Genomic DNA, 22,902 nt, shown 5'->3' on the forward strand with positions numbered 1-22,902 from the left:
TATATCCATGCTATGGCAGGCAGCAAGGCGACATTTGATGGCGCGGACCGGTTCGAGCAGCCGGTGTTTTCGGCCGTCATCCGCCCGCATCGGTCGTTGAGCCCGCAAGGTTTCAGGATCGTCATGGTGCTGGTCTGCCTCACCTCCCTGGTGGCCAGCATCCCCTTCGTGGTCATGGGCTTCTGGCCCGTGGCCGGCTTCTTCGGCCTCGATTTCCTCGGCCTCTACATCGCCTTCCGGGTCAGCTACCGGCAGGGCGACGCCTTCGAGCTACTCGAGCTGACCCCGATCCGGCTCCTGTTCCGAAAAGTCAGCCCCAAAGGCGAGGTGAAGGACTGGCAGTTCAACCCGCTCTGGACCCGCCTCGACCGGGAGGTCGACGACGAATACGGCATGCAGAAGCTTGCGCTCACCTCCCGCAACAAGCACGTGGTGATCGCCCGCGACCTCTCCCCGCCGGAACGGGAGACCCTGGCCGAAGCCTTGGGCCGCGCCCTGGCGGATGTGAAGCGGGGCTATTGAGAAAGAGCCAGCGCCTTGGGGCCCGCAGCGATGTGCTGCGAGCCTGAAGGTCAGTCGAGGGTGGCGTGCTGGGCAGCCCGGCTCGATGTGGTGTTGGTAAGTGAGAGCCAGACTGCTCGTCACGCGCGGTTTGTTTCAGCGGACCTGGTCAGGCCAGGATCGGCCACCCGCGATCACAGGCGTGCGAGACCTGCGGCGGGACCGCTTCCCACCCCACTCCTGCGACGCCTCGCGAGCGCGCCCCTCGAAGGGCGGGAATGCACAACGATATAGCCGAGCTTAAGGCAACAGTCAAGAACAAAATGAGAACACACGTTCGCTCCCTCCCGTCATGGTACGGTGTGTCCTGGCCATCCACGTCACAGCCCGGAGCTCTTTCAGTAGGTCTTGTGCCCCCTCCATGCTTCCGAAACGTAGCCTAAAGTATTTCTGGCCTATCGGATTATTGTCAGATTGAGCATGCTATGAATGCAAAGCTTAACTTAGCTAGGGGCAAAACCTGATGAGCAAGAAGTCCTTCATCGACCTCGACTTGTTCGACGATCTTTTCGAGGATGCCACACCGGACATTACGGCAACCGCCACCACCTGGACGGTCAAGTTCACATCGGGATCCTACGCCGGCTATACGCTGACCCTGAAGGGCACTGGCCTCTCGGGAAGCAGTTTCCTGCCCGACACCGGAATCGTCAGCGATATCACCCTCATGGATGGTGAAACCTCGCTCGTCGCCATCACGGGCCTGTCGATCGAGGCGGCTCGCCTTCTCAAGGCCGCCGACCTCGAAGACGACGAGGATGAGGACGATGAGGATGATGAGGACGAGGACGACGATGACATCCTGTGCGGCGACGACGATGACGACGTCAGGGGCGGCATCGGAGACGATGACATCTACGGCGGCACAGGAGACGATTCGCTCTCCGGTGGGGCGAATGACGATCTTCTCTGCGGCGAGGGCGGCAACGACGACTTGCTCGGCGGACGCGGCAAGGACGATCTTCGGGGCGGTGTCGGCAGGGACGATCTCTACGGCGGGTCCGGCAGGGACATTCTTCGCGGCGGCAACGGCTTCGACAAATTCATCTTCAAGTCCAAGGGCGACAGCGGCGTGACCGCTGCCGCCTGCGACGTGATCACCGACTTCCTGCGGGGCGACAAGATCGATTTCTCCGCCATCGACGCGAATGCGAAGGCCGCTGGCAACCAGCGCTTCAAATTCGTGGCCGAACTCACCGGCAAGGCTGGCGAGTTGGAATGGGACAGGACCTCGAAGGGGTTCAAGGTCAGCGGCGACGTCGACGGCGACGGCAAGGCCGACTTCAGCGTTCAGGTGAACAGTTCCGTCGTCAAGCTCTACGGGTCAGACTTCCTGCTCTGACGGATTTGGCCCTTCCTGCGTGAGAACCCTGCCCTTCGAGGCAGGGTTTTTCATGGGCTTCGATGGAACACGCTCCTTAGGGTCGGCAGTGCCTTGGGATGCGCAACAGAAATCGGGTGTCGCGTGCTCACCCAATGGCTAGGATGGTCGGCAATGAAGGATCATTCCCATGCTCGATACCTTGCGCGACATCACCATTGAGCCGGCAGACCTCATGGTGCCGGACGAGCCCCATTCCGATTATGAGCGGGTGCGCCGGATCATTGCGTTCATCTCCGAGCGCTGGCGCGAGCAGCCCTCGCTGGAGGCGATTGCCGACCATGTGGGGCTCTCCACCACCCATGTGCACCACCTGTTCCGGCGCTGGGCGGGCCTGAGCCCCAAGGCCTTTCTCCAGGCGATCACGCTCGACAACGCCAAGGCGCTGCTGGCGGATTCCGCGAGCGTGCTCGACACCACCTACGAGCTCGGCCTCTCGGGACCGGCCCGGCTGCACGACCTGTTCGTGACCCATGAGGCCATGACGCCCGGCGACTACAAGGCGGGCGGCGCAGGGCTCACCATGCGCTTCGGCTTCCATCCCTCGCCCTTCGGCGAGGCGCTGCTGATCGTGACCGACCGGGGGCTCGCGGGCCTCGGCTTCGTGGACGACGGCGACCGTCCGGCGGCGCTCGCCGACATGACCCGCCGCTGGCCCAAGGCCGAGTACGTGGAGGACCCGGCCGCCACGGGGCCCGTGGCCAAGCGCATCTTCAGCCCGTCGCAATGGCAGGCCGAGCAGCCGCTCCGGGTGGTGCTGATCGGCACGGATTTCGAGGTCCGGGTCTGGCAGACCCTGCTGCGCATCCCCCGCGACCGGGCCACCACCTATTCCGACATCGCCCGCCACATCGGCAAGCCCGCCGCAGCCCGAGCCGTGGGTGCGGCCGTGGGCAAGAACCCGGTCTCCTTCGTGGTCCCCTGCCACCGGGTGCTCGGCCGCTCGGGCGCGCTCACGGGCTATCATTGGGGACTCACCCGCAAGCAGGCGATCCTGGGGTGGGAGGCTGGGCGGAGTGTGGCCCCGCCGGTCGCTTAGGCGCCATCAACCGCGAAACTGCGGACCCGGTCGGCTCCGCAGTTTCGCGCCTCAGGCTCAGGGTTTCTTACGCGGATCGTCAGCGGCGTTGGCGTAGTCGATGTTGGTTGGAGAGGTGCTATGCACTTCGATCACCGTCTCCTCAGGCCCCGTCCAGACAACATGGGTGGTCTTCGCGGGCATGGCGAAGAAGCCTCCGGCCTTGAGCATGCCGGCCGGTTCCATGGTGTAGGCCTCACCCTTTGCCACCCCAAGACTTCCACTGATGACGGTCACCATCTCCATATCGGGATGGGTATGCGGCGGAATGCGGTAATTTGCAGGGAATTTGTGCCGGCGCACGTAGATCCCCGGCTTGTTGGACTCGCCGAGCAGGCCTGTGCTCATCACGCCCTCAGGCAGGGAACGGTTGGGCATCCAGGACAGCTTGTCGGGCTGAACGATGACGGGCTCCCGGAGCTGTTGCTGAGCGTCCTGAGCCAGAACGGACCCTGCCAGCATGGCCAATGCGGCAGAGAGCAGAAGCACTTTCATAGGACTCCTCCTCTGAAGTTCCTTGCCCCCCAACACAGGTCACGTGAGAACCGCAAATATAGCACAGGCGCGGCTCCGGCGCGCGCCTTGGTTTCCGGGCCGCTGAGGCTTTGAGAGGCGTCGCCCCGGAGGGGGGGGGGCCCCGCATGTTCAAGGAATGGGGCGTCTGCGAACCGACGGCCGAACAGACCGCGGCGCAGGAGCATGAGCGCACCGAGCGGTTCAAGAGCGATCAGCTCTTGCCGATCATGGAGAATCGGAGGGGAAACGCCGAGCCCGCCGTCTTGAACCACAGGAAGCTTGGGTATTGCCGCGTCCACCCGTCCCTGTTCAAGCCTTTCCGTCCTGCCGAAGGTGCAGATAAAGCGGGTCGAAATCGCCGGCCTCCTTCAGGCGATCCCAGTCCAGGATCTGGATCTGCGTTCCCCTGCTCCGGATGAGCCCGTCGGCCCGCAGCTCCTGCAGGACCCGGTTGACGTGGACCGTGCTGGCCCCGATGGCATCCGCGAGCTCGGTCTGGGTGACGGGCAGGTCGAAGGTCTCGTCCTCCGCCACGCCCACCGCCTTCAGGCGCACCAGCAGCTCGCACAGGAGATGGGCCATCCGGTTGTAGGCCTCGCGCCGGCCGATGCCGGTCATCCACTCCCGGAAGATCGAGGCGTCCACGAGGGTCTCGCGCCAGAGGGCGGCGGTGATGCGGGGATAGCGGTTGCAGAGGTCGTAGAGGGCCTCATGGGGGATGAAGCCCAGCGTGCACGCGCTGACCGTGGCGACGCTGTGGTCCATGACCTTCAGGTGCAGGCTCTGGAGGTCCGGGAGGTCCCCGGGCACATGGAAGGCCACGATCTGGCGCTTGCCCTCGGCGGTGAGCTTGTAGACGCAGGTGAAGCCCTGCAGCACCATGAAGGACTGGGACGGGCGGTCGCCGATGCGCACGATGTCCCGGTCGGGCTTGAAGGTCGCGACCTGCACCGGGAGGCTGCCAAGGACCTGCCTCTCCTCGTCCGACAGCGAGAAGATGCTGTCCAGCTTGCGGATCATCAGGGCGTTGGGGGAATGGGCCATCCTGGTCGGGCTCCTTCTCGCGGGCACGATGTCCCACAACCAGCCACAGCCATACCGGCTATGCGCCTGCATGGTAGGCCCGAGCCCTCCGCTTGGCCAGCCATTGATCGAGGCCGCCAGCCGCTTGAATTTCCAGGCCTTTCCGTTTCCCCTAAGGAATGCCGAACAAACCAGCCTTTGCTTGAGTTGTCAGACACCAGGCCATGAGGGAATGCCGTTGGCACGCTTTTTTTCGATACTTATGATGGCAGCCGTCTCATCTCCGACACCGACGGAATCGAGCTGGAAAGCGTCGAAATGGCCAGGATCGAGGCCCAGAAGGCCCTGCCCGACCTGGCGCGGGATGCCCTCCCCGACGGCAACCAGAAAACCTTCATCGTCAGCGTCAGGGACGAAGCCGGGCAGGTGGTCCTGCGGGCAGCACTCAGCCTGATCGTCGAGGTCACCCCCGAAAACCGGCCCGCCTGACCCGGATTCCGGGGCAGAGGCCCTGGCCTGCGGCCCTTATTGCAGGAATGCAACAGGGGCCGGCTCCGATGAATTGGCGCAAACTCGCCGCCATGATCGTCTTGCAGCTCTGAAAACCCCTTCTTATATCAGCGCCAGCACGGGGCACGGCTCGGTTGAGGCGGCTCCGGCAATTTGTCAGCAACATGTAAGCCATGGGCCGAGCTGCTTTGAGGGCTCGGCGGTCTGCTTGAAAGTGAGGGATCCCGCCATGGGTAAGGTCATCGGTATCGACCTCGGCACCACCAACTCCTGCGTCGCAGTCATGGAAGGCTCGACGCCCAAAGTCATCGAAAACGCGGAAGGCGCCCGGACGACCCCGTCCATCGTGGCCTTCACGGACGACGGCGAGCGCCTCGTCGGCCAGCCGGCCAAGCGCCAGGGGGTCACGAACCCGTCGCGCACGTTCTTCGCCATCAAGCGCCTGATCGGCCGCACCTTCGACGACCCCATGACCAAGAAGGACATGGGCCTCGTCCCCTACCACATCGTGAAGGGCGGCAACAACGACGCCTGGGTCGAGGCCGACGGCAAGCAGATGTCGCCCTCGCAGATCTCCGCCTTCACCCTTCAGAAGATGAAGGAGACGGCCGAGTCCTATCTCGGGCAGCCGGTCACCCAGGCCGTCATCACGGTTCCGGCCTACTTCAACGACGCCCAGCGTCAGGCCACCAAGGACGCCGGCAAGATCGCCGGCCTGGAGGTCCTGCGCATCATCAACGAGCCGACGGCGGCTGCCCTGGCCTATGGCCTGGACAAGAAGCAGACCGGCATGATCGCGGTCTATGATCTGGGCGGCGGCACCTTCGACGTGTCCGTGCTCGAGATCGGCGACGGCGTGTTCGAGGTGAAGTCGACGAACGGCGACACCTTCCTCGGCGGCGAAGACTTCGACATGCGCCTCGTCGAGTACCTGGCGGCGGAGTTCAAGAAGGAGCAGGGCATCGACCTGACCAAGGACAAGCTCGCCCTTCAGCGCCTGAAGGAAGCGGCCGAGAAGGCCAAGATCGAGCTGTCCTCGACCTCGCAGACCGAGATCAACCTGCCCTACATCACGGCGGATGCCTCCGGTCCCAAGCACCTGGCCCTCAAGCTCTCGCGCGCCAAGTTCGAGCAGCTCGTGGACGACCTCGTGCAGAAGACCATCGAGCCCTGCCGCAAGGCCCTCAAGGATGCCGGCATCTCGCCGGGCGACATCGACGAGGTGGTTCTGGTCGGCGGCATGACCCGCATGCCGAAGATCCAGGAAGTGGTGAAGAACTTCTTCGGCAAGGAGCCCCACAAGGGCGTCAACCCGGATGAGGTCGTGGCCATCGGCGCGGCCATCCAGGCCGGCGTGCTCCAGGGCGACGTGAAGGACGTTCTGCTCCTCGACGTGACCCCGCTGTCGCTCGGCATCGAGACGCTCGGCGGCGTGTTCACCCGCCTGATCGACCGCAACACCACGATCCCGACCAAGAAGAGCCAGGTGTTCTCCACGGCGGAAGACAACCAGAACGCGGTGACGATCCGGGTCTTCCAGGGCGAGCGCGAGATGGCGGCGGACAACAAGCTGCTCGGCCAGTTCGACCTCGTGGGCATTCCGCCCGCGCCCCGCGGCGTGCCGCAGATCGAGGTGACCTTCGACATCGACGCGAACGGCATCGTGAACGTCACGGCGAAGGACAAGGCGACGGCCAAGGAGCACCAGATCCGCATCCAGGCGTCTGGCGGTCTCTCGGACGCCGACATCGAGAAGATGGTGAAGGACGCCGAGGCTCATGCCGAGGAAGACAAGAAGCGCCGCGAGCTCGTCGAGGCGAAGAACCAGGGCGAGAGCCTGATCCACGCCACCGAGAAGTCGCTCACCGAATACGGCGACAAGGTGTCGGAGGCCGACAAGCAGGGCATCACCACCGCCATCGACGCGCTGCGTCAGGCGCTGGCCGGTGAGGATCCCGAGGTCATCAAGGCCCGCACCACGGACCTGATGCAGGCCTCCATGAAGCTCGGCGAGGCCATGTACGCGGCTCAGGCCGGCGCTGCGGAAGGCGGCGAGCAGCCCGAAGGCGGCGACGACAATGCCCAGAAGGACGACGTCATCGACGCCGACTTCCAGGAAGTCGACGAAGGCGACAAGAAAAAGCGCGCCTAAATGGCGAGCGCTTTCTGAAGAATTCGGCACCCGGTTTCATGACCGGGTGCCGTTTTCATGAAACGGGCTTGAAACACCGATGACCGATCAACCGACCGCTTTTCGCGATATTCCGGCAAAGGCTTGTGGAGCCTTTCCCTGTGCAGCGCATGCAATGCGGACGATGAACAAGACGGAGCGGCCCATCGCTCCGAGGGGCGCCTGACATGTCCAAGCGCGATTACTACGAGGTTCTGGGCGTCGCGAAGACCGCGACCGATGCGGAGATGAAATCCGCCTTCCGGAAGCTCGCGATGCAGTATCACCCGGACCGAAACCCCGGCAATCACGAGGCCGAGGTCAAGTTCAAGGAAATCAACGAGGCCTACCAGACCCTCTCGGACGGCCAGAAGCGCGCGGCCTACGACCGCTACGGCCATGCGGCCTTCGCCAATGGCGGCGGCGCCGGAGGGCCGGGCTTCAACGGCGATTTCTCCGACTTCATGTCGGACATCTTCGAGAACTTCTTCGGCGATGCCGGCGGCGCGCGGGGCCGCGGACGCAGCGCCGGCGGGCGCGAGCGTGGCGCCGACATGCGCTACAACCTCGAGATCAGCCTCGACGAGGCCTTCCACGGCAAGAACGCGGAACTCAGGATCCCGACCTCCGTCACCTGCGAGGCCTGCACAGGGAGCGGCGCGAAGCCGGGCTCCAAGCCCAAGGCCTGCCCGACCTGCGGCGGCGCTGGCCGGGTGCGGGCGACGCAAGGGTTCTTCTCCATCGAGCGCACCTGCCCCAACTGCCATGGACGCGGCGAGGTCATCGACGATCCCTGCACGTCCTGCGGCGGTGCGGGCCGCGTCACCCGCGAGCGCACCCTCTCGGTCAACATTCCGGCGGGCGTCGAGGACGGCACGCGCATCCGCCTTGCGGGCGAAGGCGAGGCAGGCGTGCGCGGCGGGCCCGCGGGCGATCTCTACATCTTCCTGTCGCTCAAAGCCCATCCGTTCTTCCAGCGCGACGGCGCGGACCTGTTCTGCCGCGTGCCGATCTCCATGGTGACGGCGGCGATCGGCGGGGAGTTCAATGTCCCGACGCTCGGCGGCACCGACGCGCTCGTGAAGGTTCCCGAGGGCACCCAGACTGGCAAGCAGTTCCGCCTGCGCGGCAAGGGCATGCCGGTGCTCCGTTCGCGCGACGTCGGCGACCTCTACATTCAGGTTGTTGTGGAAACCCCGCAGAAGCTCACCAAGCGCCAGCGCGAGCTCCTGATGGAGTTCGACCAGGAGTGCTCCAAGGAAAACCACCCGGAAAGCTCGGGATTTTTCTCGCGATTCCGCGAGTTTCTCGACGGTCTGGGCGGATCAACTTAACTTGACGGTCGTTTTCTCAAGCCATCGTGCGGACCCGCAGGGCCACGTCAGGGAAAAGTGGATCCGGTTTTTCCGCTCTAGACGATGCGCTGCCTGAGAGGATAAGCATCGGATCGATCCCAAAAGTGCCTTCCAGTTTTGGGATCGATGCCTAGGTTCTAAAGAGCGAACGTGATCTGCGAGATCGAGGGGTCAGCTTAGTGGTTCAGTCGTTCCAACGGCCAACGGCCCGGAAAATCCCTCTCAAGAAAGATCGCTTCCAGGATGAGGCGCGCTTCCTGCGCTCCTGGCTCGAACGACCGCTCACCGTCGGCGCGGTCACCCCGTCCGGCAAGGTCCTGGCCCGGACCATGGCCGCCTATGTGGACCCGCGCATTCCCGGCCCGGTCATCGAGCTCGGTCCCGGCACCGGACCGGTGACCGATGCCCTGATCCGCCGCGGCGTGGCCCAGGACCGGCTGGTCCTCATCGAGTACAACCCCGAATTCTGCCAGCTGCTGAAGCGCCGCTTCCCCAAGGCGACGATCATCCAGGGCGATGCCTACGACCTGCAGGAGACGCTCTCGGGCATCCTGGCAGAGCCGGGAGCCGCCACCGTGTCGAGCCTGCCGCTCTTCACCAAGCCCATGGACCAGCGCCTGGAACTCCTGGAGGCCGCCCAGGCGATGATGCATCCGGGTGCGCCCTTCATCCAGTTCACCTACGCGGTGGTGCCGCCGATCCCGGCACGCTCGGACAGCTACAGCGCCCGCGCCTCCAACCGGATCTGGCGCAACCTGCCCCCGGCCCGCGTCTGGGTCTACAACAAGGTCATGAACCCATGAGCGCCGCGATGTCCCTTCCGACCAATCCCGTTTCCGAAGGCGACATCCGCGACAGGCTCATCATCGGTCTCGACGTTCCCTCCGTCGAGGAGGCCCGCGCCCTCGTGGAGCGCATCGGCGACGCCGGCACCTTCTACAAGATCGGCTACCAGCTCGCCTATGCGGGCGGGTTCGAATTTGCCCGCGAACTGATCGGCCAGGGCAAGAAGGTCTTTCTCGACCTGAAGCTGCACGACATCGGCAACACGGTGGAAGAAGGCGTGCGCTCGGTAGCGCGTCTCGGCGCCACGTTCCTGACCATCCACGCCTATCCGCAGACCATGCGGGCGGCTGTGGCCGGAAAGGCCGGCACGGGCCTGAAGATTCTCGCCGTGACGGTGCTGACCTCCTACGACGACAATGACCTCATGGAGGCGGGCTACGCCCCCGTCCCGGCGGCGGAACTCGTGGCGCGTCGCGCCGAGCAGGCCCGCGATACTGGCATCGATGGCATTGTCTGCGCCGCCACCGAAGCGCAGCGCGTGCGCTCCATCGTCGGCCGCAACCGCCTGATCGTCACCCCCGGCATCCGCCCGGCCGGCGCGGACGCAGGCGACCAGAAGCGCATCGTCACGCCGGCGGAAGGCATCCGGCTCGGCGCCAACCACCTCGTGGTGGCCCGCCCCATCGTGAAGGCCGCCGATCCGCGCGCGGCGGCGGAAGCCATCGTGCGCGACATCGCGGGCGCCTGAGACACGCCATGCTGGCTCGCCTGCTCCTTGCATGCTCCTGCCTGCTCGCGCTCGCCGGCGCGGCCCGGGCCGATGCCTGCACCCTCGTCACCGAGCTTGAGACCGGCCGCGTGCTGAAGCGCGAGGGCGATTGCGAGCGCCGCAGCAGTCCGGCCTCCACCTTCAAGGTTCCGTTGAGCCTGATGGGCTTTGACTCCGGCATCCTTGAGGACGAGGACGAGCCTGCCTGGCCCTACAGGCCTGAGTACAAATCCTGGAACGAGGCTTGGAAGGGGACCAAGAACCCGCGCTCCTGGCTGAAGGATTCCGTGGTCTGGTACTCGCACGTTCTGACCCGCGAGCTGGGCGAGCAACGGTTCAAGCGCTATGCCGACGCGTTCGGGTACGGCAACCGGGACGTCAGCGGCGACAGGGGTAAGGCCAACGGCCTGACCCGCGCATGGCTGAGCGCCTCCTCCCTGCAGATCTCGCCTGTCGAGCAGATCGCTTTCCTGCGCAAACTCCTGAAGCAAGAACTGCCGGTCTCAGGCAAAGCCCGCGACATGACGCTCGCGATCATGCCCGTCTTCCCGCTGCCCGACGGCTGGACGGCCTATGGCAAGACCGGCACGGGCTTTCAGCCGCGGCGGGACGGCACGTTCGATCGCTCCCGCCAGTTCGGCTGGTTCGTGGGATGGGCGCAGAAGGGCGAGCGCAGGATCCTGTTCGCGCGGCTGATCCGGGACGAGCGGAAAGAGAACTCCGTGGCGAGCTTCCGCGCCCGCGACGGCCTGCTGGCGGAATTGCCGGCTCTCATCGCCGATTGATCCTCCCCGGAAAACCCGCGACGGCGGCTTGACGCTGCGGCCGCCCTGGCGTTCGCTGCCACACCCGAATCCTCCAAAGGAGCGCCCGATGCCCAAAGGCTATGTCATTGCCCGCGTGACCGTCACGAACCCCGAGGCCTATGCGGAATACGCCAAGGGCGCCACGGAGGCGATCAGGCAATATGGCGGCCGGCCGCTCGTGCGCGGCGGCGCTTATGAGGCGCTGGAGGGCGAGGCGCGCCCCCGCAACGTGGTGATCGAGTTCGACTCGGTGGAGCAGGCCAGGACCTATTATCATTCGCCGGAATACCAGGCCGCGAAGGCCAAGCGCGACGGCGCCTGCGTGGCCGAATTCGTTCTCGTGGAAGGAGCTTGAACCATGAAGGGTTACTGGATCGGCCGCGTCGACGTCTCGAACCCCGACGCCTATCAGAACTATGTGAAGGCGAACGCAGTGCCGTTCGCCAAATACGGCGCCCGCTTCCTGGTGCGCGGCGGCGCCTACCGGGTCGCCGAGGGCGAGGCCCGGGCGCGCAACGTGGTGATCGAATTCCCGAGCTATCAGGCGGCCTTGGAGTGCTGGGACTCGCCCGAGTATCAGGCGGCGAAAGCCGAGCGCGACGGCCACGCGGTCGCCGACATCATCATCATCGAAGGCTACGAGGGACCGCAGCCGGGGTGAAGCAGCGCCTGCCCTCTCCCCACCCGATCCTGGGTGTTCCCAGAATCGGCATTCTGAATGCGCAAGTCGGGAACACCCGACTTGCGGTGGGAGAGGGTGGCCCTCGCGTCAGCGAGGGTCGGGAGAGGGGCCGCAGTAAGATGCTCGCTTCTTCCTAGCTCACGACGTCGGCTTCCGCGATGAACCGGACGCTGCCGGAGTCGAGCGCATACAGACCATCTTGAGGCGTAGGCAACTCCAGCATCTCACTCCTCGACAGCCCCAGGTACAAACCGCGTATAATGCGTCCCGTCACACCATGCGAAATGACGACGGCGGGGGTGCGTGCGTCCTTGAGCCAGGATGAAATGCGCGTGACGAAAGCGTCCAAGCTTTCGCCATCCGGAGAGCGAAAATACCAGTCATAGCGGCTGGATTCGGCCAAAGCCTCGGGATATTCCATCGAGACCTCATAATGAGTCATGCCATCCCAAGAGCCCATCGAGACCTCCATGACTCGAGGTTCATCAAGACGGTTAAGGCTTACATGACGCCCAATGATATCGGCTGATTCCTGAGCGCGCCCAAGCGGGCTGACATAGGCAAGGAGGGGGTCTTTAGAAAATCGGTGCAGTCGGGATAGGATACGACCCAAGGATGCAGCCTGATCACGACCGCGAGGTGTGAGGGGAGAGTCTTGATGACCCTGATAGCGGCCTGCCGCATTCCAGGTCGTTTCTCCGTGGCGAAGCAGGTAAAGCATAAGATTAGCGCCGTGTATCCGACCACCCTCTGGTGGACCTCCCATGTTGGGCCGACAAGGTCAAGCTTCTGAAACTTGACCTGAACTTCTCAGGCGAGCATGAAGCCGCTATATCCGCACGCGACAGAACAGGAGAACGGCCATGAGCGAGATGCGACTTGTCGTGGTGGGAGCCGCCGGACGCATGGGGCGCATGCTCATCAAGGCCGTGGCCGAGGCGGAAGGCTGCGCCCTCGTCGGCGCCATCGAGCGGGAGGGCTCGCCCGCTCTCGGGCAGGATGCGGGGCTTCTCGCCGGCACCGGCGAGCTCGGCGTGACCGTGACCGACGATCCCCTGACCGTCTTCGCCCAGGCCGACGGCGTGCTCGACTTCACGGCGCCTGCGGCCACCGTGGCTTTCGCCGCGCTCGCCGCTCAGGCGCGCATCGTGCATGTGGTCGGCACCACCGGCCTTCAGGAAGCCGATTTCGCCAAGCTGGAGGCGGCCGCGCGCCATGCGCGCATCGTCCAGTCCGGCAACATGTCGCTTGGCGTCAACCTGCTCGCAGGCCTCGTGCGCAAGGCGGCGGCGACGTTGGGCGAGGACTTCGACATCGAGGTGCTGGAAATGCACCACCGCATGAAGGTGGATGCGCCCTCGGGCACGGCGCTGCTTCTCGGCGAGGCGGCGGCGGAAGGACGGAAGGTGTCGCTCAAGGACCGCTCCGTGCGCAGCCGCGACGGGCATACCGGTGCGCGCAACCCCGGCGATATCGGCTTTGCGACCCTGCGCGGCGGCACCGTTGTCGGCGAGCACTCGGTGATCTTCGCCGGAGCCGGCGAGCGCCTGGAGCTGGCGCACCGGGCCGAGGACCGGGGCCTCTTCGCCCGCGGCGCCGTGAGGGCCGCCCTCTGGGGCTTCGACAAGAAGCCGGGTTATTACACCATGGCCAATGTCCTTGGCCTCGATCAGCTCTAAAATCACGCCCACACGATATCTTTCAGGAGACGCTAACGACATGGACCGCCTTCTTGTGCTTGCCCGCCACGGCCAGAGCGAATGGAACCTCAAGAACCTGTTCACCGGCTGGAAGGACCCGGGCCTGACCGATCTCGGCGTGCAGGAAGCCCGCACCGCCGGCCAGCGGCTCAAGGAGATGGGCGTCCAGTTCGACATCGCCTTCACGTCCGATCTGTCGCGCGCCCAGCGCACCTGCAAGCTCATCCTGGAGGAGATCGGCCAGCCCGATCTCAAGACCATCGCCGACCAGGCGCTCAACGAGCGCGATTACGGCGATCTTGCCGGCCTGAACAAGGACGACGCCCGCGCCCGTTGGGGCGAGGAGCAGGTCCATCTCTGGCGCCGCTCCTACGACGTGCCCCCGCCCGGCGGCGAGAGCCTGAAGGACACGGTGGCCCGCGTGCTGCCCTACTACATCCGCGAGATCCTGCCCCGCGTGATGCGCGGCGAGCGCGTGCTGGTGGCCGCCCACGGCAATTCCTTGCGCGCCCTCGTGATGGTGCTCGACGGCCTCACCTCCGAGACGATCCCGGGCCTCGAGCTCGCGACGGGAATCCCGCTCGTCTACAAGCTCAACGAGGACACGACGGTCGCCAGCAAGGAAGTGCTGGAGGGGTAAGACACGGATAGCGTTATTGCACCCTTTCACGTCATGGCCGGGCTTGTCCCGGCCATCCACGTTTTAAGCGGGTTCAAGACGTGGATCCCCGGAACAAGTCCGGGGATGACGGTCGAGAGCAGAGCGTGCCACGATAAAAGATATGTCCGCCATCACCCTTAGCCCCGGCCTCACCTACTATCCCGACTACCTCGACCGCCCGGCTCAGGAGCAGCTGCTCCAATCCCTGCGCGAGATCACGAAGGCCGCGCCGCTCTTCACCCCGCGCATGCCGCGCACGGGAAAGCCGTTTTCCGTGCGCATGACCAATTGCGGGCGGCTGGGCTGGGTGTCGGACGTGCAGGGCTATCGCTACCAGCCGGCGCATCCCGAGACGGGCGAGCCCTGGCCTTCCATGCCCGAGCAGGTGCTGCGGGCCTGGCAGGACTTGAGCGGCTACCCGCACCCGCCCGACGCCTGCCTGGTCAACTTCTACGAACCGACGGCCCGCATGGGGATGCACCAGGACAAGGACGAGGAGGCGTTCGACGCGCCCGTCGTTTCCTTGTCGCTCGGCGACACGGCGCTGTTCCGCTATGGCGGGCTGGAGCGCGGGGATCCGACGAAATCGATCAGGCTCCGCTCTGGTGACGCGATCGTGTTCGGCGGGCCGGCCCGGCTGATCTATCATGGCATCGACCGGCTCAACGCCGGCAGCTCGGACCTGCTGCCGCAGGGCGGGCGGCTCAATCTCACCTTGCGCAAGGTGGAAAAGGCGCTCTAGCCTTGGCGACGAAATTGTCCGCGACGATTGTGGAGGGGCACCCATGAAAGCTATCGCAGCCGCTGCATTGGGCTTCGTTCTGTCAGTTCAGGCGGCCCTCGCGGCCGAGCCCGTGTTTCCGCCCGCGTCGCGAATCGGCATCGTGCCGCCGCAGGACATGACCGTGTCGCGACGGTTCAGCGGGTTCGAAAACGAGGAGAAGGCCGCGGCCATCAACCTCGTGGAGATGCCGGCCGAGGCCTACGAGCAGGTGGTGAAGGGCTTCACCAAGGATGCCCTCAAGCGCCAGGGCCTCAACGAGACCTCCCGCGAGACCCTGAAGCTCGGCGACAAGGCCGGGGTGCTGATCGGCGGCACCATGGAAGGCCCCGTGAAAGGGCGCAAATGGGTCATGGCGGTCAAGGGCCAGGACATGGCCGGCCTCATCATCGCGCAGGTGCGCGGCGGCAGCGACGGCTACAGCGAAGACCAGATCCGGGACGCCCTGAAATCCGTTGCCCTGCGCGGGCCGATCTCCATCGACGAGCAGGTCTCCGCCCTGCCGTTCCGGCTCGGCGACCTGGCGGGATTCAGGCCCGTTCGGGCGATCTCCGGCAACTCCGTGCTGTTCACGGACGGTCCCAAGGACACGATCAAGGCGGTGGAGCAGCCGATCCTGATCATGGCCGCCTCCTTGAGCCCTGCGCCGCCCGCCGGCGAGCAGCGCAACCTTTTCGCCCGCGCGGCCCTCAACGCCAACCAGATCCTCAAGGACATCAGGGTCGAGCGCTCGGAAGCCTTCCGCTTCCAGGGCCAGGACTGGCACGAGATCGTCGCCAAGGCCGTGGAGGCGGATTCGGGCCAGCCCGTCATCGTGATGCAGACCATCCGCTTCGAGCCCGGCCGCTACGTGCGCATGGTGGGCCTCACCCGGGTGGAGCAGCGGGACGAGAATCTGCGCCGCTTCCGGGCGGTGATCGACGGCGTGGAGATGAATGCCTACTAGTCCCGAGCCGGAAAGGCCGGCAGGGACCAGCCGCGCAGGATGGCCAGCGCCCGCAACGTGAAAGCGGCCCCGAAACCGGCGGCTGCGCTGAAGAACGGGTCGAGGCCGAAAGCCTGCAGGGCCACCATGACGGAAGCCCCCAGAGCCGCCGCCGTGACGTAGATCTCCTGGCGCAGGACAAGGGGCGTCGTTCCCGCGAAGATATCGCGGATGATGCCGCCGAAGGTGGCCGTAACAGTGCCGAGCGCCACCGCCGACAGGACCGGAACTCCGGCGCCCAGGGCCTTGGCGGTTCCCGAGACGGCGAAAAGGGCCAAGCCGAGCGCGTCCGCCCAGAGCAGGAGCCGGCCCTGCCGCCCGCCCTCGATCTGCACGACGCGCTTGGGGCCCAGGGCAAAGACGAGTTCCGCCACGATCAGACAGACGAGCACATCGGTCGGATCCCCCACCCAAAAGACCGGCCGGATGCCGATGAGCAGATCCCGGATGGTGCCGCCGCCAACGCCCGTGAGCGTGGCCAGAAGTGCGAACCCGAACGGATCCATGCCCTTGCGGGCTGCCATGAGCGCGCCGGAGAGCGCGAAGACGGCAACTCCGATGGTCTCGAAGGGGATGGATTGAAGGAAGTTCACGTCGGGCCTGCGCTGACCGGCGGCACCGCCGATTTCCCTCCCCCTTGCGGGGAGGGACAGCCGCGAAGCGGCCGGGTGGGGGTGGTGCGACCGGGTGAGAGATCGATGTTCCGGGCACTGTAACCATGTGGAGCTCTTCTCGCCACAGGCAGTGCCTTACTTTCCGACCCCCACCCTACCCCTCCCCGCAAGGGGGAGGGAAAAGCGCAGTGCTAATCGGTTTAGGACGCCGACGAATTGTCCGCCGTCTCGCCGCCGGCCCCGTTGGCGGCCGCCTTCGGGCCGCCCTTGGAGACGCCGACCAGGGCCGGGCGCAGGACGCGGTCGCCGATGACGTAGCCGGACTGGACCACCTGCAGGACCGTGCCGTTCGGCACCTCCGCGTTGGGGATCTCGAACATGGCCTGGTGCAGGTTCGGGTCGAATTTCTGGCCCTGCGGCTCGAGCCGCTTCACCCCGTGGCGCTCCAGGGTCTTGAGCAGGTCGCGCTCGGTGAGGTCGATGCCGTCGATCAGGCCCTTGAAGGCGCCCTCGGCGGTCTTGCTCGCCTCCTCCGGCACGCTCTCGATGGCGCGGCGCACATTGTCGGCCACGTTGAGCATGTCGCGGGCGAAGTTCGCCACCGCATAGGTGCGGGCATCGCCCATCTCGCGCTCGGTGCGACGGCGCAGGTTCTCCATGTCGGCCATCAGGCGCAGGAGCTTGTCCTTCAGATCCGTCTTCTCGGCCTCGAGAACGGCAATCGGGTCGGCCTCGGGCGCGGAAGCAGCCTCGGGGGCAGCGTCGTTGGCGGGCTCGGCCTGCGGGGCCGCGTTCTGGTTTTCCGGGTCGTTCGGATTCATGGTCGATCAACTGAAGGTGGGAGAAACAAGGGTTCGGGGCACATATCAGGTCACGGGCGCCACAAATCAAGCGCTGCGGCGCAGGCCGGCCTCGGTTTCCTCTGCCTTGAACACGTCCAGCAGGGCCCGGCGGATGGTGGCCTGGCGGCCCGCATGGGTGACCTTCGTGCCGGTCAGGTCGGTCACGTAGAACACGTCCACGGCCTTCTCGCCGAAGGTCACGATGTGGGCCGAGGCGATGTTGAGGTTGAGCTTCCCCAGGGCCGTGGTGAGGTCGTAGAGCAGGCCCGGCCGGTCGAGGCCGGAGACCTCGATCACCGTCTGGCGGTTCGAAAGGGAGTTGTCGATGGTGACCTCCGGGGGCACGTGGAAGGCCCGCGAGGCAGGCTTGGTCGGGCGCTTGCCATCCACGAGATCGGCGATCCTCACCTCGCCCTTCAGGGCCCGCTCGATGGCTTTGGCGACCCGCTCGGCCCGGCGAAGCTCGTCCTCGTCCCGGTCGAAGGCGCGGGAGAGCACGATGGTGTCAAGGGCGATGCCGTCCGTGGTGGTGAAGATCTGCGCATCGACGATGTTGCCGCCCGCCGCCGCGCAGGCGCCGGTGATGATCGCGAGCAGGCGCGGATGGTCCGGCGACAGGATGGTGAGCTCGGTCACGCCCCGGAACTGGTCCGTCTCGTAAGCCGTGGTGACGGTCCGACCGCCCTTTTCCGATTCCCTCAGGAGACGGGCCTGCTTGGCCCGCCGGGTCTCGTCGGTCTTCATCCAGTAGCCCGGGGTATGGCGGGCCGCGTAGGCCTCGAATTCCTCGTCCGACCAGTCGGGCAGCTCGGCGCGCAGCTGCTCCTGCGCCAGGCGCACGCGCTCGGAGCGGGCGAGATCCGCAGCGCCACCGCCGAGGAGAACCTCCGTCTCGTGATAGAGATTGCGCAGGAGCTGGCCCTTCCAGCCGGTCCAGGTGCCCGGCCCGACGGCCTTGATGTCGGCGATGGTGAGTACGAGCAGGAGCTTCAGGCGCTCCATGGTCTGCACCACCTCGGCGAAGCTCTTGATGGTGGCCGGATCGGACAGGTCGCGGCTCTGCGCGGTGTTCGACATGAGCAGGTGATGCTCGATGAGCCAGGCGACCGTGTCGGTCTCCGCATCGCTAAGGCCGAAGCGGGGCCCCAGCTTGCGGGCGATGGCCGCGCCTGCCGTCGAGTGATCCTCCGGCCTTCCCTTGGCGATGTCGTGCAGGAACACGGCCACGTAGAGCGCCCGCCGGTTCTGGATGGTGGAAAAGATCCGGTTGGCGAGCGGATGCTCGTTGCCGAGGTGACCGGCCTCGATCTCAGTGAGCACGCCGACCGAGCGCACGAGGTGCTCGTCCACCGTATAGTGATGATACATGTTGAACTGCATCATCGCGACGATGCGGCCGAAATCCGGAACGAGACGGCCGAGCACGCCGGCCTCGTTCATGAGGCGCAGCACCACCTCCGGGGCGTTCTTCGAGGTGATGATCTCGAGGAACAGCCGGTTGGCTTCGGGATCGTTGCGCAGGCTCGGACCGATGAGCTTGAGGGAGCGTGTCGCCAGGCGCGTCGCATCGGGGTGGATCGCCAGGTTGTGCCGGTCGGCGAGCCAGAACAGGCGGATCAGGTTGACGGGATCGCGCTCGAACGCCTCCTCGCAGGCGACGTTGAGGCGGTTGTTGTCGATGGTGAAGTCGTCCCCCACCAGCGCGCCGCCGCGGCGGCGGCGGAAGCGCCCAAGCACACGGTCGAGCATGGGACGCGGCTTGGTCTGGCGGGCCTCGAGCTCGGCGCACACGATGGCGGTGAGGTCGCCCACATCCTTGGCGATGAGAAAGTAGGCCTTCATGAACCGCTCGACCGCCGACAATCCACCTCTGGGCGCAAAGCCGATGCGCTCCGCGATGGTGCGCTGCAGGTCGAAGGTCAGGCGCTCCTCGGCGCGGCCGGTGGCGAAATGCATATGGCAGCGCACCCGCCACAGAAATTCCTCGCAGCGGGCGAACAGGTTGAACTCGTCCTTGGTGAAGAGGCCCGCCGCCACCAGTTCCTCGGGCTCCTTCACCCGGTAGACGTATTTGGCGATCCAGAAGAGCGTGTTGAGGTCGCGCAAGCCGCCCTTGCCGTCCTTCACATTGGGCTCGACGAGATAGCGGGAGGCGCCGGCCTTGGCCACCCGCGCATCCCGTTCTTTCAGCTTGGCATCCACGAAGGCCGGGGCCGAGGTAGCGACGATCTCCTTGTCGAAGCGCCGGGTCAGATCGTCGAAGAGTTCCCTGTCGCCGAACAGGAAGCGCGTTTCCAGCAGGGAGGTGCGGATCGTCATGTCGGCACCCGCCTCGCGCAGGCACTCCTCCACGGAGCGGGTCGCGTGCCCCACCTTCAGCTTGAGGTCCCACAGCACGTAGAGCATCGCCTCGACGACGCTCTCGCTCCAGGCGGTCTGCTTGTAGGGCAGGAGGAACAGGAGGTCGACATCCGAGCCGGGCGCCAGGGTGCCACGCCCGTAGCCGCCCGTCGCCGCCAAGGCGAGGCGCTCTCCGGCGGACGGGTTAGCGCTGGGGTAGAGGTGCCGCACGACGGCATCGTGCACGATGCGCACAAGCTCATCCATCCGGTCGCACAGGTAGCGGGCGCAGACGAGCCCGTCCTGGCTCTCCAGGAGCTTCGCCTCGGCCTCCGCCCTCCCCTGGTCGAGAAGGGTCTTCAGCAGGGGGACGAGCGCGGCGCGCAGGCCGGCGGCATCCCGGATCGTCTGGTCGCCGAGGCTTTGCAGGATGGTCTGGGGCGTCAAGGATGGCATGGAGCAACCGTATACGAGGTGCCGTTCGGCTCGCCACCGGAAAAAGCCCGCGCCCAAAGGTGGACTGGCGTTATCCGGAAAAGCGGATAAGATGTTCTTTATAAGAGATATTGTTTGACATAACAAACATGCCGTCCTATAAAAAGGACACGCGCCGATTTGAGCATGCAGCTTGCGGGCGCGAAACAAGTGCAGCTAAAGCGCCGGGTGCCTCGCACGATGCCCCATGCGCCCAACATGGGACCCAACCGATGAGCCTGACCCGCCGCATCCTCCTCGCCGCCTCCGTCGCCACGAGCCTGACATTGCTCGCCAACGGCGCTATCGCGCAGCCGAAAGAGATCAGGATCGACTTCGCCACCTACAATCCCGTGAGCCTCGTTCTCAAGGACAAGGGCTTCCTCGAGAAGGAGCTGGAGAAGGACGGCATCAAGGTGCGCTGGGTGCAGTCGCTCGGATCCAACAAGGCGCTCGAATTCCTCAATGCCGGCTCGATCGATTTCGGCTCCACGGCCGGCGCCGCCGCCCTGATCGGCAAGATCAACGGCAACCCGATCAAGTCGATCTACGTCTATTCCCGTCCCGAATGGACGGCCCTCGTCACCCGCAAGGACACGGGCATAGCCAAGGTCGAGGACCTGAAGGGCAAGCGCGTGGCCGTGACCCGCGGCACCGATCCGCACATTTTCCTGGTGCGCGCCCTGCAGGAGGCCAAGCTCACCGAGAAGGACGTGAAGCTCGTCCTGCTCCAGCACCCCGACGGCCGCACCGCTCTCGAGCGCGGCGACGTGGATGCCTGGGCCGGCCTCGATCCGCTGATGGCGGCCTCTGAGGTGGAAAGCGGCGCAAAACTGTTCTACCGCAATGCCGGCGCCAACACCTGGGGCGTGCTCAACGTCTCCGAGGCTTTCGCCAAGGAGAACCCGGCCCTCGTGGAGCGCGTGCTCAAGGCCTATGAGGAAGCGCGCACCTATTCGCTCGCCAACCCGGCCGAGCTGAAGAAGACCCTCGTGGCCTACACCAAGCTGCCCGAGCCGGTGATCGAGCGCCAGCTCGAGCGCACGGAACTCACGCACTCCTCCATCGGTCAGCCTCAGGTCGACACCATTCTCGCCGCAGGCCTCGCCCTGCAGCAGGCCGGCGTCATCGCCCCTGAAACCGATGTGCGCGCCGCTGTCGACTCGCTGATCGACCGCCGCTTCGCCACCGCGTCCCGATAATGACAGAATCGCGGGAGAGCGCCGTGACAGGCCAAGCCTGGTCCTCCCATGAGGGTGCCGCCGCTCTCGCGGCCCCAACCTCCACCGAGAAGCGACGCGCCTTCGACGGGCGCATCCTTCTCGGCTTTTTCCTGCCTGTCGCCATTGCGCTTCTCTGGGAAGGTGCCGTCACCTTCGGCCTCGCCGAGGGACGCCTCGTGCCGCCGCCGAGCCGCATCATCGCCACGCTCTCGGCGCTCGCGCAAACGGGCGAGTTGTGGACCCATGCCTGGATGACGCTGTGGCGCGTTCTTGTCGGCTTCGTCATCGGCGCGGTCTCCGGCATCGTGCTCGGCGCGCTCTCCGGCTCCAGCCAAACCCTTCGCCAATTGCTCGATCCGACCCTGCAGGCCCTGCGCGCGATTCCCTCCATCGCCTGGGTGCCCTTGTTCATTCTCTGGCTCGGCATCTTCGAGGCCTCGAAGGTGGCGCTGATTGCGGTCGGCGTGTTCTTTCCGGTCTATCTCGGCATCGCCGGCGCGATCCTCTCCGTCGATCGCAAACTCGTGGAAGTGGGACAGGTGTTCCGCCTCTCGCGCGTCCAGCTCGCCCGCCGCATCCTGCTGCCCGCCGTGCTGCCCGAAGCCGTGATCGCGCTGCGCTCAGGCCTCGGCCTCGGCTTCATGTTCGTGGTCGCAGCCGAGTTCATGGGCGCGTCCGAGGGCCTAGGCTATCTGCTCGTCGACGGGCAGCAGATGGGCAAGCCCGACCAGATCCTCGCGGCCATCATCGCCTTCGCGATCCTCGGCAAGCTCGCCGACAGCCTGCTGGTCGCCGCCACCAGGCCGCTCGTGCGATGGCAGGACATAGTGCGGGAGAGGTTGTGATGCTGAGCTTCGAGCACCTCTCCAAAACCTACGCCGACGGCACGCGGGCGCTCTCCGACATCAATCTCACCGTGCACGAGGGCGAGATCGTCGCGCTGATCGGCGGCTCTGGCTGCGGCAAGACCACGTTGCTGCGCCTCATCGCCGGCCTCGACCGGGAAAGCGCCGGCCGCATCCGTCTCGACGGCGAGGTGCTGTCGGGTCCGCATCCGGCCGTGGGCATCGTGTTTCAGGAGCCGCGCCTGCTGCCGTGGCTATCAGTGTTCGACAACATTGCTTTCGGCCTCGCTGGCGTGAATGCTGCCGAACGGCAAGCGCGCGTGACGCACGCTCTCGAAAAGATCGGTCTCGTCGAGCATGCCAACCGCTGGCCGCGCGATCTGTCAGGCGGCCAGCAGCAGCGCGTCTCGATTGCACGCGCCTTCGTGACCAACCCGAAGGTGCTGCTTCTCGACGAGCCGTTCTCGGCCCTCGATGCCTTCACGCGAGCAAGCCTGCACGATCATCTGCTCGGCCTGTGGGAAGAGACGCGCCCGACCGTGGTGCTCGTCACCCACGACGTGCAGGAGGCCGTGACGCTCGCCGACCGCGCCGTGGTCATGCAGCCCAAGCCCGGCCGCATCTTTGACGAATTGCCGCTCACGCTGTCGCGGCCGCGCGACAGGACGGGCCTTCCCTTCGAGACCTCCGTGCGCCGCATCTTGACGGCCCTCGACCATTCCCTCAAAGCTCCGCAACAGCAGCCGCAGCGCGAACGCGACCGTCAGGCCGCTGCGCTGTGGTGGTAACAAGGAACATCA

General features: G+C 65.7%; 23 protein-coding genes and 1 pseudogene. 18 read left to right on the forward strand and 6 right to left on the reverse strand.

What is annotated here, in order from left to right; translation table 11 throughout:
• Nucleotides 1-12 precede the first annotated feature (12 nt).
• The 3 genes from JAO75_RS13260 (at nt 13) to JAO75_RS13270 (ending at nt 2,981) form a co-directional block, all read left to right on the forward strand.
• A complete protein-coding gene (locus JAO75_RS13260) occupies nt 13-522 on the forward strand; it encodes a DUF2244 domain-containing protein (protein WP_199049618.1) in 510 nt (169 codons plus the stop codon).
• A 502-nt stretch (nt 523-1,024) separates the two neighbouring features.
• Nucleotides 1,025-1,903, forward strand: a complete 879-nt coding sequence (locus tag JAO75_RS13265) for a calcium-binding protein (protein WP_199049619.1) — start codon at nt 1,025-1,027, stop codon at nt 1,901-1,903.
• 214 nt (nt 1,904-2,117) lie between these two features.
• A complete protein-coding gene (locus JAO75_RS13270) occupies nt 2,118-2,981 on the forward strand; it encodes a bifunctional helix-turn-helix domain-containing protein/methylated-DNA--[protein]-cysteine S-methyltransferase (RefSeq protein ID WP_246742494.1) in 864 nt (287 codons plus the stop codon).
• 57 nt (nt 2,982-3,038) lie between these two features.
• Here the strand turns inward: JAO75_RS13270 and JAO75_RS13275 are convergent, their stop codons facing one another.
• Together JAO75_RS13275 and JAO75_RS13280 are read right to left on the reverse strand one after the other, a co-directional pair.
• The gene (locus tag JAO75_RS13275; RefSeq protein WP_199049621.1) at nt 3,039-3,515 is read right to left on the reverse strand and encodes a cupin domain-containing protein; all 477 of its coding nucleotides are present in this window, start codon (nt 3,513-3,515) and stop codon (nt 3,039-3,041) included.
• A 330-nt stretch (nt 3,516-3,845) separates the two neighbouring features.
• Nucleotides 3,846-4,580: a Crp/Fnr family transcriptional regulator gene (locus JAO75_RS13280; protein WP_199049622.1), complete on the reverse strand. Its 735-nt coding sequence runs from the start codon at nt 4,578-4,580 to the stop codon at nt 3,846-3,848.
• 240 nt (nt 4,581-4,820) lie between these two features.
• Between JAO75_RS13280 and JAO75_RS13285 the strand changes: the two are divergent.
• The 8 genes and pseudogenes from JAO75_RS13285 to JAO75_RS13320 all read left to right on the forward strand — a co-directional run.
• Nucleotides 4,821-5,048, forward strand: a pseudogene (locus JAO75_RS13285) (DUF6894 family protein); the annotation flags it as partial.
• A gap of 250 nt (nt 5,049-5,298) precedes the next feature.
• Nucleotides 5,299-7,221 (forward strand): molecular chaperone DnaK, encoded by a 1,923-nt coding sequence (gene dnaK, locus JAO75_RS13290; protein WP_199049623.1) that lies wholly within the window; start codon nt 5,299-5,301, stop codon nt 7,219-7,221.
• Between the two features lie 206 nt (nt 7,222-7,427).
• Entirely contained in the window at nt 7,428-8,573 is a 1,146-nt protein-coding gene (dnaJ, locus tag JAO75_RS13295; RefSeq protein WP_199049624.1) for a molecular chaperone DnaJ, read from the forward strand.
• Between the two features lie 200 nt (nt 8,574-8,773).
• Entirely contained in the window at nt 8,774-9,397 is a 624-nt protein-coding gene (locus tag JAO75_RS13300; RefSeq protein WP_199049625.1) for an rRNA adenine N-6-methyltransferase family protein, read from the forward strand.
• An 8-nt stretch (nt 9,398-9,405) separates the two neighbouring features.
• A complete protein-coding gene (pyrF, locus tag JAO75_RS13305; RefSeq protein ID WP_246742488.1) occupies nt 9,406-10,128 on the forward strand; it encodes an orotidine-5'-phosphate decarboxylase in 723 nt (240 codons plus the stop codon).
• A gap of 8 nt (nt 10,129-10,136) precedes the next feature.
• Nucleotides 10,137-10,934: a class D beta-lactamase gene (gene blaOXA, locus JAO75_RS13310; RefSeq protein WP_199049627.1), complete on the forward strand. Its 798-nt coding sequence runs from the start codon at nt 10,137-10,139 to the stop codon at nt 10,932-10,934.
• 88 nt (nt 10,935-11,022) lie between these two features.
• On the forward strand, nt 11,023-11,310 hold the full coding sequence (locus JAO75_RS13315) for a DUF1330 domain-containing protein (protein ID WP_199049628.1): 288 nt from the start codon (nt 11,023-11,025) through the stop codon (nt 11,308-11,310).
• 3 nt (nt 11,311-11,313) lie between these two features.
• Entirely contained in the window at nt 11,314-11,616 is a 303-nt protein-coding gene (locus JAO75_RS13320; RefSeq protein ID WP_199049629.1) for a DUF1330 domain-containing protein, read from the forward strand.
• 154 nt (nt 11,617-11,770) lie between these two features.
• Here the strand turns inward: JAO75_RS13320 and JAO75_RS13325 are convergent, their stop codons facing one another.
• A complete protein-coding gene (locus tag JAO75_RS13325) occupies nt 11,771-12,403 on the reverse strand; it encodes a histidine phosphatase family protein (RefSeq protein WP_343234613.1) in 633 nt (210 codons plus the stop codon).
• Nucleotides 12,404-12,509: 106 nt separating this feature from the next.
• Here JAO75_RS13325 and dapB point away from each other — a divergent pair, with 106 nt between their 5' ends.
• The 4 genes from dapB (at nt 12,510) to JAO75_RS13345 (ending at nt 15,725) form a co-directional block, all read left to right on the forward strand.
• Entirely contained in the window at nt 12,510-13,316 is an 807-nt protein-coding gene (dapB, locus tag JAO75_RS13330; protein ID WP_199049675.1) for a 4-hydroxy-tetrahydrodipicolinate reductase, read from the forward strand.
• Between the two features lie 40 nt (nt 13,317-13,356).
• Nucleotides 13,357-13,977: a 2,3-bisphosphoglycerate-dependent phosphoglycerate mutase gene (locus JAO75_RS13335; protein WP_199049631.1), complete on the forward strand. Its 621-nt coding sequence runs from the start codon at nt 13,357-13,359 to the stop codon at nt 13,975-13,977.
• Between the two features lie 142 nt (nt 13,978-14,119).
• Nucleotides 14,120-14,740, forward strand: a complete 621-nt coding sequence (locus tag JAO75_RS13340) for an alpha-ketoglutarate-dependent dioxygenase AlkB family protein (RefSeq protein WP_199049632.1) — start codon at nt 14,120-14,122, stop codon at nt 14,738-14,740.
• A gap of 43 nt (nt 14,741-14,783) precedes the next feature.
• The gene (locus tag JAO75_RS13345; RefSeq protein ID WP_199049633.1) at nt 14,784-15,725 is read left to right on the forward strand and encodes a discoidin/SUN/FTP domain-containing protein; all 942 of its coding nucleotides are present in this window, start codon (nt 14,784-14,786) and stop codon (nt 15,723-15,725) included.
• Here the strand turns inward: JAO75_RS13345 and JAO75_RS13350 are convergent.
• From JAO75_RS13350 to JAO75_RS13360, 3 genes are all read right to left on the reverse strand, one after another.
• A complete protein-coding gene (locus JAO75_RS13350) occupies nt 15,722-16,357 on the reverse strand; it encodes a trimeric intracellular cation channel family protein (protein ID WP_343234614.1) in 636 nt (211 codons plus the stop codon). The genes JAO75_RS13345 and JAO75_RS13350 overlap by 4 nt on opposite strands.
• A gap of 221 nt (nt 16,358-16,578) precedes the next feature.
• Nucleotides 16,579-17,199 (reverse strand): nucleotide exchange factor GrpE, encoded by a 621-nt coding sequence (gene grpE / locus JAO75_RS13355; RefSeq protein ID WP_199049634.1) that lies wholly within the window; start codon nt 17,197-17,199, stop codon nt 16,579-16,581.
• A gap of 66 nt (nt 17,200-17,265) precedes the next feature.
• The gene (locus JAO75_RS13360) at nt 17,266-20,016 is read right to left on the reverse strand and encodes a [protein-PII] uridylyltransferase (RefSeq protein ID WP_199049635.1); all 2,751 of its coding nucleotides are present in this window, start codon (nt 20,014-20,016) and stop codon (nt 17,266-17,268) included.
• A gap of 251 nt (nt 20,017-20,267) precedes the next feature.
• Between JAO75_RS13360 and JAO75_RS13365 the strand changes: the two genes are divergently transcribed.
• From JAO75_RS13365 to JAO75_RS13375, 3 genes are read left to right on the forward strand one after another with little or no spacing between them, the layout of a single operon-like run.
• Nucleotides 20,268-21,236: an aliphatic sulfonate ABC transporter substrate-binding protein gene (locus JAO75_RS13365; protein ID WP_199049636.1), complete on the forward strand. Its 969-nt coding sequence runs from the start codon at nt 20,268-20,270 to the stop codon at nt 21,234-21,236.
• Nucleotides 21,236-22,102, forward strand: coding sequence for an ABC transporter permease (locus JAO75_RS13370; RefSeq protein WP_199049637.1), 867 nt, complete (start codon nt 21,236-21,238; stop codon nt 22,100-22,102). Before JAO75_RS13365 ends, JAO75_RS13370 begins: the two co-directional genes overlap by 1 nt.
• Nucleotides 22,102-22,890 (forward strand): ABC transporter ATP-binding protein, encoded by a 789-nt coding sequence (locus tag JAO75_RS13375; RefSeq protein ID WP_199049638.1) that lies wholly within the window; start codon nt 22,102-22,104, stop codon nt 22,888-22,890. Before JAO75_RS13370 ends, JAO75_RS13375 begins: the two co-directional genes overlap by 1 nt.
• Nucleotides 22,891-22,902 lie beyond the last annotated feature (12 nt).

The organism is Microvirga splendida (genome assembly GCF_016427565.1).
Taxonomy (GTDB): domain Bacteria; phylum Pseudomonadota; class Alphaproteobacteria; order Rhizobiales; family Beijerinckiaceae; genus Microvirga; species Microvirga splendida.

Bases quoted from the DNA above. Each gene is read 5' to 3' on its own strand.
- JAO75_RS13260 (WP_199049618.1), top strand. From the start codon at position 13: ATGGCAGGCAGCAAGGCGACATTTGATGGCGCGGACCGGTTCGAGCAG.
- JAO75_RS13265 (WP_199049619.1), top strand. From the start codon at position 1,025: ATGAGCAAGAAGTCCTTCATCGACCTCGACTTGTTCGACGATCTTTTC.
- JAO75_RS13270 (WP_246742494.1), top strand. From the start codon at position 2,118: ATGGTGCCGGACGAGCCCCATTCCGATTATGAGCGGGTGCGCCGGATC.
- JAO75_RS13275 (WP_199049621.1), bottom strand. From the start codon at position 3,515: ATGAAAGTGCTTCTGCTCTCTGCCGCATTGGCCATGCTGGCAGGGTCC.
- JAO75_RS13280 (WP_199049622.1), bottom strand. From the start codon at position 4,580: ATGGCCCATTCCCCCAACGCCCTGATGATCCGCAAGCTGGACAGCATC.
- dnaK (WP_199049623.1), top strand. From the start codon at position 5,299: ATGGGTAAGGTCATCGGTATCGACCTCGGCACCACCAACTCCTGCGTC.
- dnaJ (WP_199049624.1), top strand. From the start codon at position 7,428: ATGTCCAAGCGCGATTACTACGAGGTTCTGGGCGTCGCGAAGACCGCG.
- pyrF (WP_246742488.1), top strand. From the start codon at position 9,406: ATGTCCCTTCCGACCAATCCCGTTTCCGAAGGCGACATCCGCGACAGG.
- blaOXA (WP_199049627.1), top strand. From the start codon at position 10,137: ATGCTGGCTCGCCTGCTCCTTGCATGCTCCTGCCTGCTCGCGCTCGCC.
- JAO75_RS13315 (WP_199049628.1), top strand. From the start codon at position 11,023: ATGCCCAAAGGCTATGTCATTGCCCGCGTGACCGTCACGAACCCCGAG.
- JAO75_RS13320 (WP_199049629.1), top strand. From the start codon at position 11,314: ATGAAGGGTTACTGGATCGGCCGCGTCGACGTCTCGAACCCCGACGCC.
- JAO75_RS13325 (WP_343234613.1), bottom strand. From the start codon at position 12,403: ATGGGAGGTCCACCAGAGGGTGGTCGGATACACGGCGCTAATCTTATG.
- dapB (WP_199049675.1), top strand. From the start codon at position 12,510: ATGCGACTTGTCGTGGTGGGAGCCGCCGGACGCATGGGGCGCATGCTC.
- JAO75_RS13335 (WP_199049631.1), top strand. From the start codon at position 13,357: ATGGACCGCCTTCTTGTGCTTGCCCGCCACGGCCAGAGCGAATGGAAC.
- JAO75_RS13340 (WP_199049632.1), top strand. From the start codon at position 14,120: ATGTCCGCCATCACCCTTAGCCCCGGCCTCACCTACTATCCCGACTAC.
- JAO75_RS13345 (WP_199049633.1), top strand. From the start codon at position 14,784: ATGAAAGCTATCGCAGCCGCTGCATTGGGCTTCGTTCTGTCAGTTCAG.
- grpE (WP_199049634.1), bottom strand. From the start codon at position 17,199: ATGAATCCGAACGACCCGGAAAACCAGAACGCGGCCCCGCAGGCCGAG.
- JAO75_RS13360 (WP_199049635.1), bottom strand. From the start codon at position 20,016: ATGCCATCCTTGACGCCCCAGACCATCCTGCAAAGCCTCGGCGACCAG.
- JAO75_RS13365 (WP_199049636.1), top strand. From the start codon at position 20,268: ATGAGCCTGACCCGCCGCATCCTCCTCGCCGCCTCCGTCGCCACGAGC.
- JAO75_RS13370 (WP_199049637.1), top strand. From the start codon at position 21,236: ATGACAGAATCGCGGGAGAGCGCCGTGACAGGCCAAGCCTGGTCCTCC.
- JAO75_RS13375 (WP_199049638.1), top strand. From the start codon at position 22,102: ATGCTGAGCTTCGAGCACCTCTCCAAAACCTACGCCGACGGCACGCGG.